Source organism: Granulicella sp. S156 (genome assembly GCF_009766105.1).
Lineage (GTDB): Bacteria > Acidobacteriota > Terriglobia > Terriglobales > Acidobacteriaceae > Granulicella.
In genome coordinates, this window is sequence record NZ_LMUH01000009.1 from 124278 (window position 1) to 137353 (window position 13076).

12 protein-coding genes are annotated in these 13076 nt (G+C 59.9%); 11 read left to right on the forward strand and 1 reads right to left on the reverse strand.

Annotated elements, in window-relative coordinates:
- Positions 1–110: 110 nt before the first annotated feature.
- The 6 genes from GSQ91_RS08115 to GSQ91_RS08140 are packed head-to-tail and all read left to right on the forward strand — an operon-like array spanning position 111 to position 6555.
- Positions 111–1199, forward strand: a complete 1089-nt coding sequence (locus tag GSQ91_RS08115; RefSeq protein ID WP_158820941.1) for a type III polyketide synthase — start codon at positions 111–113, stop codon at positions 1197–1199.
- A complete protein-coding gene (locus GSQ91_RS08120; protein WP_254064423.1) occupies positions 1189–1923 on the forward strand; it encodes a methyltransferase domain-containing protein in 735 nt (244 codons plus the stop codon). Before GSQ91_RS08115 ends, GSQ91_RS08120 begins: the two co-directional genes overlap by 11 nt.
- On the forward strand, positions 1920–3032 hold the full coding sequence (locus GSQ91_RS08125) for an NAD(P)/FAD-dependent oxidoreductase (protein ID WP_158820943.1): 1113 nt from the start codon (positions 1920–1922) through the stop codon (positions 3030–3032). Before GSQ91_RS08120 ends, GSQ91_RS08125 begins: the two co-directional genes overlap by 4 nt.
- 49 nt (positions 3033–3081) lie before the next feature.
- Positions 3082–3720: a YdeI/OmpD-associated family protein gene (locus GSQ91_RS08130; protein WP_158820945.1), complete on the forward strand. Its 639-nt coding sequence runs from the start codon at positions 3082–3084 to the stop codon at positions 3718–3720.
- 4 nt (positions 3721–3724) lie between these two features.
- Positions 3725–4843 (forward strand): A/G-specific adenine glycosylase, encoded by a 1119-nt coding sequence (locus tag GSQ91_RS08135; RefSeq protein WP_158820947.1) that lies wholly within the window; start codon positions 3725–3727, stop codon positions 4841–4843.
- Between the two features lie 29 nt (positions 4844–4872).
- Positions 4873–6555, forward strand: coding sequence for a M28 family peptidase (locus tag GSQ91_RS08140; protein ID WP_158820949.1), 1683 nt, complete (start codon positions 4873–4875; stop codon positions 6553–6555).
- Between the two features lie 218 nt (positions 6556–6773).
- Here GSQ91_RS08140 and GSQ91_RS08145 read toward each other — a convergent pair whose 3' ends face one another.
- Positions 6774–7223, reverse strand: coding sequence for a DUF3592 domain-containing protein (locus GSQ91_RS08145; protein ID WP_158820951.1), 450 nt, complete (start codon positions 7221–7223; stop codon positions 6774–6776).
- A 254-nt stretch (positions 7224–7477) separates the two neighbouring features.
- On the opposite strand from GSQ91_RS08145, the gene hslV reads away from it, so the two are divergent.
- The 5 genes from hslV to GSQ91_RS08170 all read left to right on the forward strand — a co-directional run bounded on the left by hslV (position 7478) and on the right by GSQ91_RS08170 (position 13066).
- On the forward strand, positions 7478–8095 hold the full coding sequence (gene hslV / locus GSQ91_RS08150; RefSeq protein ID WP_158820953.1) for an ATP-dependent protease subunit HslV: 618 nt from the start codon (positions 7478–7480) through the stop codon (positions 8093–8095).
- A gap of 39 nt (positions 8096–8134) precedes the next feature.
- The gene (locus GSQ91_RS08155) at positions 8135–8653 is read left to right on the forward strand and encodes a hypothetical protein (protein WP_158820954.1); all 519 of its coding nucleotides are present in this window, start codon (positions 8135–8137) and stop codon (positions 8651–8653) included.
- Between the two features lie 19 nt (positions 8654–8672).
- Entirely contained in the window at positions 8673–9476 is an 804-nt protein-coding gene (locus GSQ91_RS08160; protein WP_158820956.1) for a ribosomal protein L7/L12, read from the forward strand.
- A 35-nt stretch (positions 9477–9511) separates the two neighbouring features.
- A complete protein-coding gene (hslU, locus tag GSQ91_RS08165; protein ID WP_158820958.1) occupies positions 9512–11116 on the forward strand; it encodes an ATP-dependent protease ATPase subunit HslU in 1605 nt (534 codons plus the stop codon).
- 216 nt (positions 11117–11332) lie between these two features.
- The gene (locus tag GSQ91_RS08170) at positions 11333–13066 is read left to right on the forward strand and encodes a hypothetical protein (protein WP_158820960.1); all 1734 of its coding nucleotides are present in this window, start codon (positions 11333–11335) and stop codon (positions 13064–13066) included.
- Positions 13067–13076: the final 10 nt, after the last annotated feature.

A 13076-nucleotide genomic window follows, 5' to 3' on the forward strand; every position in this document is an offset into this window, starting at 1 on the left:
TAAATAACAAGCACTCGACAAAAGAATGACAAACTCAAGACCGGGCGCAAACGTCTGCTCCGTGGCCAATGGTGCATCCTAAATAAGCACTATAGGTAACCGGAGGCTTCGTGACCCAGGCGTACATCAACCGCATCGCCACTGCTGTACCCAACGACGATGTGCATAACGCGTTCGTCGCCTATGCTGACCAGATGCTCGGCGAAGCGACGAACTCCGACGCTCCTCGGGTTCAATCTCTATTTAGGCGCATGGCGGTACGATCGGGCATCGAGCATCGGTATTCAGTCCTCACGCTCAATGGCGCCAGCGACGAGTTTGCTGTGGACGCGAATGAGTTCTATACGCGCGGCAGCTTCCCCGATACGGCAAAGCGCATGCAGATATTCGAGCGCCTCGCGCCACGGCTGGCGCAGCAAACACTCGACAAGCTGGCACTGAACAACGAAGAACGCAGCGGTATTACCCACGTCATCGTAACGTCCTGCACCGGGCTATACGCACCGGGGCTCGACTTCGATATCGTCGACCACCTCGGGCTCGACACCTCGGTCGAGCGCACGATGATCGGCTTTATGGGCTGTTATGCGGCGATCAACGGGCTCAAGCAGGCCCGCCACATCGTGCGGTCCGAGCCGAAGTCCAAAGTCCTGATGCTCAACCTCGAACTCTGCACCTTGCACCTGCAGGAGACCGAGGACTTGGAACAGGTCCTCTCCTTTCTGGTCTTCGGCGACGGCTGTGCAGCAGCACTCATCTCTGCGGAGGAGACGGGTTTTGCGATGGACAGTTTTCGCTCCGTGCTGATCCCCGCAACGCGAGACCTGATTACATGGCGCATTCGCGGCGGTGGATTCGACATGCTGCTTTCAGGCAAGGTGCCGGGCGAGATCGGCAGGGCATTGCATACGAGCAGCAGTGACGTGCTGGAGCAGCATTGCAAGGAGAGCATCGCACTGTGGGGTGTGCATCCGGGCGGCAAGTCGGTGCTCGATGCTGTGCAGTTTGGCCTTGCGCTGCCCAAGTGCGCGCTCGATGCCTCACGCGAGGTGTTGGAACGCTTTGGGAATATGTCATCGGCGACGGTAATGTTTGTGCTCGAACGGCTCATGCAGACCGCGGAATCGGGACAAAAAGGCTGCGCGATGGCCTTCGGCCCCGGGCTTACGGCGGAGACCATGTTGTTCCATGCAGCCTAAGCCATCATCCATCGACTTCACTCATCGCACCGCGCCGGAAGATCTGCCGGAGTGGATGGACGAGCCTTGTTCCTATGAGGACTTTCGCGAGTGCCTCGCTGATCTCGCGCAGGTAAACCGCCTCACGCTGGCGTATCGGCCGACACTGCGTTTTCTGGATCACTTGATTGCAGTGCAGCCAACCTCAAAACCGCTGCACATCGTCGATGTGGGTTGTGGTGGCGGCGATATGCTGCGTCACATCGCCGCATGGGCCACGCGTCGCGGTGTGGCGACTGTTCTGACGGGCATTGATCTGAATCCGTATGCAGCACGCGTGGCGCGTGAGTTCTCGTCCAGCGATAACGGCATTGAATGGATCACCGGAGATGCATTCTCATACGCTCCTCCGGACGGAATCGATATCGTGCTGAGTTCTCTTTTCACGCATCACCTTCCCGAGCCGGAGATCGTGCACTTCCTCGAGTGGATGGACTCAATTGCTAGGCACGGGTGGTTCATCAACGATCTTTGTCGCGAGCGAACACCGTTCCGCCTCTTCACCGTGCTTGCAAAGGCAATCCGCTGGCATCGTTTTGTGCAGCACGACGGGCCAGTCTCCATTCGCCGCAGCTTTCGCGAGGACGATTGGCACCGCATGATCGCTGCAGCCGGCCTCGACCGTGCTTCCGTGCAGATAGAGCGTCGCTTTCCCGGGCGTCTGTGCGTGGGCAGGCTGCGGTGAACACGTATGAAGGGGTGATCGTGGGTGGTGGGCTCGCGGGTTCTGCCGCTGCCATTACGCTCGCGCAGGCCGGCCGCAGCGTTGTGCTCCTCGAAAAAGAATCGCAGGCGCACCATAAAGTCTGCGGCGAATTTCTTAGCCAGGAGGCACTCGTTTATCTGCGTGCTCTCGGTGTGGAGGTCGCGACACTCGGTGCTGTGCCGATCAACGCTGTGCGCCTGGCAGGACGATTCGGCGTCAGCGAGGTGCCACTGCCGTTTGCTTCAAGAGCGCTGACACGTCGCAAGCTCGATGAAGAACTTTTGCAGCTTGCCGAACGCGCTGGAGCCACCGTATTGCGGGGAAGGCGCGTGTTGTCGTTCGATCGTGCAGACGAAGGCTGGTCGGTGCGGCTTGCCGATGGGGCTACGGTCGTGGCGAATACGGTGTTTCTCGCTACCGGCAAGCACGATCTGCGCGAGCGGCCGCGGCCTGCAGGCCGTCAGGGAGACTTGATTGCCTTCAAGATGTACTGGCGTCTGGCACCCGAGCAGGCGGCGGCTCTTGAAGGCCATGTGGAGCTGAACCTCTATCGCAACGGCTATGCGGGGATGCTGCCGGTTGAGGATGGTGCGGTGAACCTGTGCGGTCTGGTGAAGCGCGCTGAGTACCTCCGTATGGGGGCACGATGGGAGCACCTGCTTACGGCGATGCAGCGGGATTGCTCGCATTTGAAACAGCGGCTACAGGGCGCGACGCCTTTATTGGCAAAGCCACTGGCGATCTCCGCGATTCCATATGGTTTCGTCCGCGAGCGTTCCGACGGAGCCTGGGTGTTGGGCGATCAGGCGGCGGTGATTCCTTCTTTTACCGGCGACGGTATGTCGATCGCTCTGCACAGCGGACGGCTCGCTGCTGGGATGTATCTACAGGGTGCGACAGCCGAGAATTTTCAGCAGCAACTGCATAGAGAACTGTCTCAGCAGGTGTCTCTGGCGACGGTGGTGTCGCGAGCCATCGTCAGTGAGCCTCGGCGGACCCTGGTGGAATCGGCGGTGCGGGTCTGGCCTGGGTTGCTGGGAAGTGTAGCGAGACGAACACGGATACGGCCAGACGCCATGCTGGGTTGAACGGATTTAGTAGTCCACGAACTCCAGTATTTGGCTTACTATTTCTCCCATGCCCACTGTGAATGCAGCTGTCGACGCCTACATTGCGAAGTCCGCTCCCTTCGCGCAACCGATACTCATCCATTTGCGCGAGATCGTGCATGAGGCCGCCCCTGACGTGGAGGAGGCGATGAAGTGGTCGCGTCCCTTCTTCATGTATCGAGGCGTTATCCTGGGCAACATCTCGGCGTTCAAGGAGCATTGCAGCTTCGGGCTGTGGGGTACGGAGATTGCGGAGATACTGCGCGCCGAGGGCATAGCGTCGAGTGAAGGCATGGGGACGTTTGGACGCATAGCCTCGCTGAAGAACCTGCCTCCACGTAAGAAGCTGGTGAGCTATGTGAAGCAGGCGGCAAAGATGATCGACGAGGGCGTGCGCACGAAGTCGCTGTCAATGCGGCCCAGGGTCGCCAAGCTACCAGTAGATGTGCCGGAAGCACTGACAGCCGCGCTCAAGAAGAATAAAGCTGCGGCGAAGAAATTCGAGGCCATGAGTCCGAGTTGCCGTCGTGAGTACTCCGAATGGATCGCCGAGGCCAAGCGCGAGGAGACGCGTGACAAACGGATTGCAACGGCATTGGAGTGGATCGCCGAGGGCAAGTCGCGGAACTGGAAGTATGAAAAGAGCTCGGCGTGGCAAGTAGACTAAGTCGATGAAACAGGCTGTTGCTAAGACCGGGCCCGCGCACGATGTTGAAATACCTGGTATCGAGTTTCGCCGGCAGTTGCTTGGCTGGTATCGCGAACATGCGCGTGCATTGCCCTGGCGCGGGATCGACGATCCTTATGCGACGTGGCTATCGGAGATCATGCTGCAGCAGACCCGCGTGGCCACGGTGATCGACCGTTATCGCGAGTTCCTTCAGCGTTTTCCAAATCTTCAGGCACTGGCTGCAGCTGAGGAGAACGACGTTCTCGCGCTGTGGAGCGGATTGGGCTACTACCGTCGAGCTCGCATGTTGCATCGCGGAGCGCAGTTTGTGGTGGGCGAGTTGCAAGGCAAAATGCCCACCACCGCAGCGGAGTTGAAGGCGTTGCCGGGTGTTGGCGACTATACGGCTGCGGCAATTGCGAGCATAGCCTTCGGCGAGAGCGTCGCCGTAGTGGATGGCAACGTCGAACGCGTGCTGTTGCGCCTTATGGGATTGCCCGAAGAACGCTCTACAAAAGGCCGTGCCCGAGTAACCCGAGCGGCGCAGGCGCTGGTCCCGTCTGCGGCAAAGCGCGGGATCGGAAATCCGCCGGGAGATCATAACCAGGCCATGATGGAACTGGGTGCGACGATCTGCACGCCGAAATCGCCGCTCTGTCTTCAATGTCCCGTAGTTGAGATCTGCAGGACACGAGGTGAGCACGCAACGCCTGCGAGAGCTAAGCAGAAGAGCCGCAGTGTGGCGTATCTGCTGCTACGGCGCGGCGAAAAAGTTCTGTTGGAGAGGCGTGCGGCAGAGGCTTCGCTGATGCCGGGCATGCTGGAACTCCCACCGCTACCGATGGATGCGGTTGCTGAATATGATCCAGTGCTGCGGGTGCGACACGCGATCACCAACACAAACTACGACGTGCAGGTATTTGCAGAGAGCAAGCTGCGTGACACGATTCCTGCTGCTGCGAGCGATCTTGTGTGGACGCCGGTTGCGAAGCTGCGCGAGATGCCGCTGACGGGGCTCGCCCGAAAGGTGTTGCAACGATTGGGTGTGATGACGTCCCCAAATCTGGGTACCCCCTCCTCGGCACCCGGAGCGCCGCCTATACTGACAACGAAGCCCTGAGTTGAACGATCTCCTAAAGGAAAACAAGGATGACAAAGCATTGGATGAAGACGGCGTTGCTGCTGATAGCAGCTGGCGCAAGCGCAGGCAAGATGTTGAGCCAGAGTGCGAACTTGACGGGCCCACTCAGTGCGGCGGAGAAGTCAGTTAGCGCGGATCGCATGCGTGAGCAGGACAAGTTTATCTCCGATGATCTACTCGAGGGACGCTATCCAGGGCTGCGCGGCGGCGAGCTTGCGGCGAAGTATATTGCTACGCAGTTTGCACTTGAAGGCCTGACGCCTGCTGGCGATGATGGCACGTTCTTCCAGCAGGTGAACTTCGTCGGCATGAAAGCGAAGCCGGCGGAGACGACATTCACCCTGGAACCAGAGAAGGGCAAGGCGCTCTTACTAAACTTTGGCGCCGACTTCGTCGTTACGAACCAGACACTGACGCCGGTGACCAAGATCGACGCTCCTATCGTCTTCGTCGGGTATGGCGCGACCGCCCCTGAGTTCAACTGGGACGACTATGCGGGCGTTGACGTGAAGGGCAAGGTGATTCTCTGCATCGTCGGCGATCCTCCTTCGGACGATCCAAAGTTCTTCGCGGGCAAAGCGCTGACGTACTACGGTCGTTGGACCTACAAGTTTGAGCAAGCCGCCCGAAAGGGCGCCGTCGGCGCGCTGATTATCCATCGCACCGATCTCGCCAGCTATGGCTGGGACGTAGTGAAGAACTCGAACTCCGGCGAGCGCACCGCGCTTCGTGACGACGCCAATCCCCGCCTGCAGGCTGCCAGCTGGATCCAGCTTGAAGTCGCCCGCAAACTGTTCGCGATGAGCGGGCTCGATATCGACAAAGAGTTTGCGGCTGCGGGACAGCGCGGATTTCATGCGGTAGAGCTTCCGGTGCGCCTGAAGGCAACGGTGACCAGCACCGTGCGTCCCTTCCAGAGCCCGAATGTTGTGGCGATACTGCAGGGCCAGAACAAAGCGAGCGGCAAGCCCGATCAGGCGGTACTTTACACGGCACACTACGACCATCTCGGCTTCGTACCGGGAATGCCTGGCGATAACATCTACAACGGCGCTGCGGACAACGGAACCGGCGTCGCTATGATCCTGGAGATGGCACGCGCCTGGAAGCAGGTTCCTCCCAGCGAGCTGCCGCACTCGGTAATCATCGCAGCGGTCACAGCGGAGGAGCAGGGTTTGCTCGGCTCGGAGTATCTAGGCCAGCATCCGCCGGTGCCTTCCTCGCAGATCTCTCTCGACATCAACTACGACATGCTGCTCCCGATCGGTATCCAGCAGGAGATTAATGTCAACGGCGCGCAGCGCACGACATTCTTCCCCGAGGTGCAGGCGACGGCGAAGCGCTTCGGCCTGGCCATCGTTCCGGATCCGCGGCCCGAGGCCGGCAGCTACTATCGCAGCGACCATTTCAGCCTCTCGCGGGTAGGTATACCGGCGTTCTCGGTCGATGGGGGCACCTTGTACGAGGGCCACGACCGCGCCTGGGGTGTCGCCCAGGAGAAGGACTACAACGACAACCACTATCACAACTTCAGCGACAACTTTGACCCCAACTGGGACTTCCGAGGCGACGCTAAGTTGGTGCGGTTTGGGATCGATCTAGGCTGGCAGGTGATCCACGCACCCCATACGGTGGAGTGGAAGGCCGGCGATGAGTTCGAGGCTGCGCGCAAGGCAAGCGAGGCAAAGTAGGGATAGGTGCTTTTCGTACAAATCACCCTAACATTGTCATCTCGACCGAAGGCGGCGTTCTTTGCTGCCGTAGTGGAGAGACCTGCAGGTTGACCGCGCAGGCACTATTGCCAGCACAAACAAACTGCAGACCTCTCCACTACACACCGGTAACCGTTATGCTCCGCTCGAGGTGAGAATGTGCGGGTAATGATTCGATCCTGCCGAATCGCAAGGCTCTAGTCGTGGTGCTGCTGCTCTTTCGGCTCAGTACTGCTTTGCCGCAGCCACAGCCCGCTCCAGCTTTCAGAGACCAGAATACTGTTGCCGGGGTTACGCGGGTCGTAGCGCACCTGCACCGCCTGATCGAGCCGGAAGCCGCGCACCCGCTCGGGCAGGCGCGAGACATCCTGGGCGCAGTTATAGGTCACCCCAGCGAGGCGATAGCTATAGAACAGGACCTCGGGTGTCGGGGAAAGGCTTTCTTCGCCGTCGAGCGACCGAGCGTCCACGAGATAGCCGTCGGTGATGCGGCCATTCATGGAGATACTTTCGCAGCGGCGGCGTTCAAGTTCATCGGCCGAAGGTCGAAGTCGGCGGATGAACCACCAGCAGATGCCTAAAACAACGAGGGCTCCTGCGGCAACCCCACCGATCAGGCGGGGCTCACGGCCATCGAAAACGTGCACGAGGTCATGGAGATAGGGCTTCACGGGCTTGGGGAAAGGATAGCGTAGAGACCTGTCTTACGGGTGAAAGGTGAGCCAAGTATGGTTCGTCCCTGCCGCTGTTTTTGTCTTTGTTTTTCTGGTTGTCATTCCGAGCGGAGCGAGCGAACCTGTTTTCTCCCGTTTTTCGCTCATATCACCCCTACTTCCGGCGAGGTAAGGCCCACCAGAAAAAGGCCAACACCCACGCGGCGATATACTGCCCTGTGCGAACTATGCGAAAGAACAGTGCAAAACCAGACGTTGTAACCGGCCACCCGCTCGACCTTGGCGAGGGCCGCCGTGTGCGGTCTACGACGGTGATCTGCGTGAAGCGAGGGGACTCGATGGTGATGGCCGCCGACGGGCAGGTCACCCTCGGATCTACAGTCATGAAGCACTCGGCGAAGAAGATTCGCCGCCTCTACAACGAGAAGATTCTCGCCGGCTTTGCCGGTTCGACGGCCGATGCGTTCTCGCTCTTCACCCGTTTCGAGGCCAAGCTGGAGCAGTACGGCGGCAATCTCGGCCGTTCCGCCGTGGAACTTGCCAAGGACTGGCGCACCGACAAGCTGTTGCGCCAGTTGCAGGCTCTGCTGATCGTCGCCGACACGAAGCAGATGTTCCTGCTGAGCGGCGATGGCGACGTCATCGAACCCGATGCAGTGGGCGACGGCCTGATCGCGACCATCGGCTCGGGCGGAAGCTTCGCGCTGGCTGCGGCGACGGCCTTGATGGAAAACACGCCGATGACGGCGCGCGAGATTGTCGAACGCAGCATGAAGATTGCTGCTGAGATCTGCATCTATTCGAACCAGAGCGTAACGATCGAAGAGCTGAAGGCAGCGGAGTAGTCTGCTGGCCGGAGCGAATGCTGAATGACAGGAGATTTCATGTTGCGTCTCGCCAAATACGTCCTTTTAGCCGGAGCTGTCCTTGGCACGGCTGCTTTTTCTCCCTCCCTGACAGCGCAGCGCAAGGCTGCACCGGTGAACTCGTCCGCAGCGCCGGTACCCGCGCCGATTTTGCAGGGCAAGAAGGCGTTCATCTCGTTTGAACTGGGGGATGTCAGCTCGTTTCCTTCGACCTATAGCGGCGGCCCGGAGCGTGCGTACAACGAGTTCTTTCAGGGGATGCAGGAGTGGGGGCGATATCAGCTCGTCGCCGATCCTAAAGATGCGGATGTGATCTTCGCGATCCGGTTTGTTGACTCGCCGGGCCTCAGCAATCCACAGATTCGGCTGGGCATCTCCGACTCCCGCGGACGCGTCTCGCTGTGGGGTTTTGCCGAGGAGATCAACGGAGCGTTTCGCAAGAAGAACCGCGACGCCGCATTTTCGGATGCGATCACTCAGATCATTAGTGATGTGAAGCTGCTGGTGCAATCGAATGTTGCACCGCCACAACCGTAGTCACGCCCAGGTACGCTGTATGTCCGATTTTACTGTGTCGATAGTCTCTGTTGCCCTGTTTTGTGTCGTGGCCTACTTGATGGCGCGCCACGGCGCCGCACGCCGTCTCCGCAGGCTACAGCAGGAGTATGGCGCGGAGAATGTCTTCTTCTCCCGTGTCGACCAAAGCTATATCGCGCTCGACCCCACGAAAAAACGTGTCGCACTCAGTGGACGTGGTGGTTCTTCTTCTACGGGTACGAGCATGGGAGTGTATGACTTTGCGCAGATCAGCTCCGCCGAGATCGTAAGCAATGGGACGACGCTCGCGCGTGTGAGCCGTACAGAAGAGGTTGGCAGTCCTTCTACTGCGTTGCTATCGCGACCGGCTGCGGCAGAGATAAACTCCGAGTCAATGCGTCACGTTGGACTGCGTGTCAACGTCAACGATTCTGTTTATCCGACGTTTCTTATCCAGTTTGTTTATGAAGCCATACCCAGCACTGAGAAGCCTGCGGCGGAAGAGCGTCCCGAGCTGACGGCACTTCGTTCGTTCTATGATCGGTTGCGTACTGCTATCCGCCAGACGGAGGCTGTTTCGGCGGAGGCAGGTTTGTCTGCGGCCTCACCGTCCGGGCCGTGCATTGTGTCGATCGTGAGCGCGCGCAATACAATCGATGCGATCAATGCGATCCGGCGGTTGCGTCCGGACCTCGATTTAGTCTCAGCCAGGAATCTGGTGGAAAGTATGCCTGCAGTCGTAATGACCGGCGTCGATCCCCAGGAGGCGGAGCGGCTTCGTAACTCACTCGCACTGCAGGGGATTGGCGTCTCCATTATCTAAAAGTTTTGTAAGGAAGAAAGAAGAACCCTCGAATTATGGCAATTTACCTTCCCGGAACGGCTGAAGACCAGGCACTCGCGCTCGACGAGATGACGCCGCGCGAGATCGTGGCCGAGCTCGACAAGTATGTCGTCGGCCAGGCCGCGGCCAAACGTGCGGTGGCTATTGCGCTGAGAAACAGATCGCGCCGGCAGAAGCTCCCCCCCGATCTTGCGGAAGAGATCATGCCGAAGAACATCCTCATGATCGGCTCGACAGGCGTGGGCAAGACCGAGATCGCGCGGCGGCTGGCCAAACTCACCAACTCACCGTTTCTCAAGATTGAGGCTTCGAAGTTTACCGAGGTCGGCTACGTTGGGCGTGATGTGGAGTCGATGGTGCGCGACCTCGTCGAGATCGGCATCGACATGGTGCGCGAGGAAAAGCTCGACGAGATTGAAGATCGTGCCGAGATTGCTGCTGAAGATCGCCTGATTGATCTGCTGTTGCAGCAGGGATCAGCAAGTTCGCCATCCGCGGAAGCAGGTCCTGCCACGCCCAGGCTCGTCCTGACAGTTGAAGGAGAGCCCCTACCCGCCCTGGTGCTAAAAAGCGGTGTTGAAGAGGGACCACCCAAACCTGCAGAGGCAGCCGCAAAGGATGCGTCTCCCGGGCTGGTCGTAGTGCCGAAGACCGACGCGGAACGCGCCCGCGAAAAGGACCGGCTCCGCCAGCAGTTTCGCGAGGGCCGCCTCGACGACCGCATGGTGGAGATCGAAGCCCGCGACCGCAACATGCCGCAGATCGAGTTCATCAGCAACCAGCCTCCGGAGGACATGGAATCAAGCGGCATGAAGGAGATGCTCTCCGGCATGTTCGGTCAGCGCACCCGCAAGCGCCCCATGAAGGTCGCCGATGCCTTCGACTACCTCGTACAGGAAGAAGAGGGCCGCTTGCTCGACATGGACCAGGTCACGCGTCTCGCGATTGAACGCGTCGAGGACTCGGGCATGGTCTTTCTCGACGAGATCGACAAGATCGCCGGGCGCGAAGGCGGGCACGGGCCCGACATCAGCCGCGAGGGCGTGCAGCGCGATATCCTCCCCATCGTCGAAGGGACGACCGTCAATACCAAGTACGGCATGGTTGCGACCGACCATATCCTCTTCATCGCCGCCGGAGCGTTCCACGTCTCTAAGCCGAGCGATCTCATCCCGGAGCTGCAAGGGCGCTTTCCGATTCGCGTAGAGTTGCTGCCGCTGACGGTGGCTGACTTCCTGCGTATCCTCACCGAGCCCCGCGCGTCGCTGGTAAAGCAGGCAACGGCCTTGCTCGAAACCGAAGGACTGACGTTGGAGTTCGCTCCCGAGGCGCTCGAAGAGATGGCGAACTTCGCCTTTCGTGTGAACGAGACAACCGAGAACATCGGTGCGCGGCGTCTGCACACCATCATGGAGCGCGTGTTGGACGAGATCAGCTTCCAGGCTCCGGACCTCGTAAAGGCAGTCCAGCCTGCAGACGGAACAAAGCCTGTGCCGCAGCTGATCGAACGCACAACAGACAAAGGCACGCAGCGCGTTCTGCGCGTCGAGCGAGAGTACGTGCAGCAGCAGGTAGCCGACATCGTGAAGAACCAGGATCTGAGCCGCTATATTTTGTAATCTTTGAGGCGGAGTCACGAAACCGGGTGCCCCATCTCCAGGGCATCGCCCGAAGGGCGACCGCTCCCGCTTTTGTTTTTCTGGTTGTCATTCCCGTAGGGAACCTGCTTCTCGTTTGCTGTGGCTGGACTCTCTATGGCACGGCTCAAACCTTGTGTTTCATAAACTTCGTCAACCACTCCCCTATACTTAATCCATCGTGCCTAGAGGAGCTTCATGACGAGTCAACGCATTCGCCGGCTGCTAGGTGTGTATGCAGTCCTGATGTTGGTAGTGGCCTTTGGGTATGCCCGCTACGACGGCTACATCATGGATGGCGATGGCACAGCATTCATGGACATCTCGCAGGCCCTGACCGATGGTCACGCGGGCCTCGCGATCAACGGTTACTGGAACCCCGGCTATCCTGCGGTGCTGGCCGTGGTGAGGATGCTTGTTCACCCCACGCGCTGGACCGAGATGGCGATGGCGCGCTACACCAACGTCGTCATCTTCGCGTTGGCGATGGCGGCATGTCTCTTTTTGACGACCGGGCTGGTGCGGCTGCGCGCGCAGCGCGGGCCGGGTGAACCTGGCGCAGCGGTCCCAGAGTGGGCCTTGCATCTGCTCGGATTAGCACTGCTGACGATAAGCGCCGGACGCGAACTGCCCCTCTCAGCGGTACGTTCCGACACACTGCTCATGGCGCTACTGCTGTTCGCCATGGGGCTGGTGCTGCGGCTGCAGGCAGGCACAGGCTTCTGGGCGTGGCCTGTCTTGGGAGCCATACTGGGCTGCGCCTATCTGGTCAAATCCTTTGCCTTCCTGCCGTCTGTATTTTTGATCTTGGCGGCATTGATCTTCGGTCTTACGCGCAAGGGCAGCGCTCGGACGCAGATCGCCTCCGGCGCTGTAGTCGCGGGAGTGGTATTTGCGGCCATCGCCGGGCCTTATGTCGTAGCGGTCTCGCGACAGTTAGGACACCTGTCGACTGGTGACTCCGCGCGCCTGAACTATTGCTTCTTTATTGACCAGACCCCGCGCTGGCACGAGTGGTACCTCCACGATCTCGGCCACGCCGTAGGCACATTCACGCACCCTGAAGCCGTCATCGCTGCACCGCCACCGGTCTTCAGCTTCGCGGCGCACCCGGTGGGCACGTTTCCGCTGTGGTTCGACCCAGCCTATTGGACCGATGGCCTGAAGCCGCACTTCTGGCTCAGAGGCCATCTGGAGCGACTGCTCCGCTGCACGGAGTTGCTGACGCGCTTCCTGCTCGCGCGCCCGGAGGTCTTCGTCCTCTTAGGCGTAATGCTCGCCTTCGGTGCGATCTGGCCAAGGCGACGCGCGCTGTGGGTAGGCGCTCCCGCTGTCGCATGGGGTCTGCTGATGCTGGGCATCTACTTTCCCATCGATCTGCAGGACCGCTATCTAACGGGACCGTTTCTGTTGGTGCTGTTGCCGCTCTTTGCGTGGTTGCAGCGCCGCGAGGGCGAAGGTGATCGTACGCGCTGGATCGCCGCCGCGTTGGTAGTGCTGACGGCAGGCGTCGCCATCGCACAGGCCGGAAGCTATCTGCTGGAACGCCGCCGTCTCGAACCTGCCGCACATCGCGGAGAAGCCGGCTACAACCCGGAGATGAACCCCATGGCTCAGGCCCTTAACACAATGGGCCTCAAACCCGGCGACAAGATCGCCTGCTTCGGAGACACAGCCTGCTATCTGGATCACCAGTGGGCAAGGCTGGCGGGTGCGCAAATCCTCGCAGAAGTAGAGACACCCAACAGCGCCGACCCGCAGCAGGTATGGGATTCGGTCGCCGACAAGCACACCATCACGGAGCCGCTCCAGAAGATGGGCTTGCGGTTCATCGTGACGAAGTTCGCCAACTCAGCGCGCAAGCCCGACGGCTGGGTGCAGTTGGGGGACAGTGACTTCTTTGCCTATCCATTAACGGATGGGTCGCGCTAAGCCCAGCAAA

Coding starts and splice junctions, on each gene's coding strand:
- GSQ91_RS08130 (WP_158820945.1), top strand. CDS start 3,082: ATGCCCACTGTGAATGCAGCTGTCGACGCCTACATTGCGAAGTCCGCT.
- hslV (WP_158820953.1), top strand. CDS start 7,478: ATGCGAAAGAACAGTGCAAAACCAGACGTTGTAACCGGCCACCCGCTC.
- GSQ91_RS08155 (WP_158820954.1), top strand. CDS start 8,135: ATGTTGCGTCTCGCCAAATACGTCCTTTTAGCCGGAGCTGTCCTTGGC.
- hslU (WP_158820958.1), top strand. CDS start 9,512: ATGGCAATTTACCTTCCCGGAACGGCTGAAGACCAGGCACTCGCGCTC.
- GSQ91_RS08135 (WP_158820947.1), top strand. CDS start 3,725: ATGAAACAGGCTGTTGCTAAGACCGGGCCCGCGCACGATGTTGAAATA.
- GSQ91_RS08120 (WP_254064423.1), top strand. CDS start 1,189: ATGCAGCCTAAGCCATCATCCATCGACTTCACTCATCGCACCGCGCCG.
- GSQ91_RS08170 (WP_158820960.1), top strand. CDS start 11,333: ATGACGAGTCAACGCATTCGCCGGCTGCTAGGTGTGTATGCAGTCCTG.
- GSQ91_RS08160 (WP_158820956.1), top strand. CDS start 8,673: ATGTCCGATTTTACTGTGTCGATAGTCTCTGTTGCCCTGTTTTGTGTC.
- GSQ91_RS08140 (WP_158820949.1), top strand. CDS start 4,873: ATGACAAAGCATTGGATGAAGACGGCGTTGCTGCTGATAGCAGCTGGC.